The sequence below is a fragment of the Campylobacter sp. RM19073 genome, from assembly GCF_024723495.1.
In the GTDB taxonomy this organism is placed as follows: domain Bacteria; phylum Campylobacterota; class Campylobacteria; order Campylobacterales; family Campylobacteraceae; genus Campylobacter; species Campylobacter porcelli.
Genome location: NZ_JANQCT010000059.1, coordinates 1 through 1,313 on the forward strand (window position 1 = coordinate 1; position 1,313 = coordinate 1,313).

Below are 1,313 nucleotides of genomic sequence, written 5' to 3' on the forward strand. Positions count from 1 at the left end.
CTCCCCCCCCCTATCTAAAAATATACTTAAATTTAAAAATATTAAAATAGATTTAAATAAAATAAGGATTGCGTATGGCTACTAATTTTACTTTTAAGAGATATAAATTAAGTTTTACACATAGAAAAAGTTGTGTATCGATATAAAAGAATTTAAAACTATATTTTGCTATAACTCCCTTATGGGGATATGCCATAGGGCTGGTACCACTATGGCAAATTTTGTCTCTATAGAAAGGAGATAAGCATATTCCATTTGTATTTGCGGTAATTATACTACTTTGTATAATTGTTGTCAAGGCTTATTAGTCTTGCCTCACGAAAGTGAGGAAATACAAACCCCCTATGGCTTCTTTTATTTTATCTTAAATTTTAATAACTCCAGCAAATTTTTATAATTGTTGCTTTTTATAGTAATAATTATATAGCAAGTTTCCACCACCACGCTCATATGAGTAACTTCTTGTTGCACAATGCCTATCATTTGGACTTAATTTATCATACTATGGTTATAGATATGAGCTCATAGGCACGATTAAAAATTTTCCAAGGCTTCTTAGCTTTAATAGCAAAAAAATCTAGCAAGTGGTGGATTGCATTCACTAGGGCGTGTTCCGCTTGAGAGGCAAAGCAACACTTCGCAAGCTGTTTTTCTATCGCCAGTTAAGGCATTTAAATTTGTAACAAATAATGAACTTAGCATAATTAAAATAGCTAAATTTGCTTTTTTATTAATTTAAATTTTAATTAATTATAATATACCAAGCTCATAATCAAAAATGTAAAACTTAAAATGACTTATTAATTCCATATTAAATATTATAAATAAAAGCAGTCTTATAACTTTTATAAGTTTAATCTAATAAATTACCAAACTACTCACTTTATAATAAGCATTCAACTTCCAAATATAAAATATTTTTAAAAATTTATAATTATTATTTGAATAATATAAAAATTAATAATAAGATGGTATCTAAATTAAATTCAAATATCAATCCTAACTATTTAAATAAAATAAAAAAGAATAAGGTTTTATTATTTTATATATTAAATAATTCTTTATAAATCTAAAAATATTTTAACTTTTTATTTATAAATACATTCATTGCTTTAAGAGTTAATCCATAGTCTAATTAATTATATTATATGGGTTGCAATACTATTTTAATATCTATTTTTAAAAATGTCAAGTTGCTTAATATTACAACTTTGATTTAAATTTGTTGTGTTAATAAATCACTATTATAATAACCATAATCACCATAAAATAAAAGCTCATTTATTATTCAATCCATATTCTTTAATTTAACA

Annotated in this window: 1 protein-coding gene; it reads right to left on the minus strand. The window is 24.1% G+C overall.

The window, feature by feature from the left end; all coding sequences use genetic code 11:
• Positions 1-561: 561 nt before the first annotated feature.
• Positions 562-702, minus strand: a complete 141-nt coding sequence (locus tag CSUIS19073_RS08225; protein WP_180380073.1) for a TrbM/KikA/MpfK family conjugal transfer protein — start codon at positions 700-702, stop codon at positions 562-564.
• Positions 703-1,313: the final 611 nt, after the last annotated feature.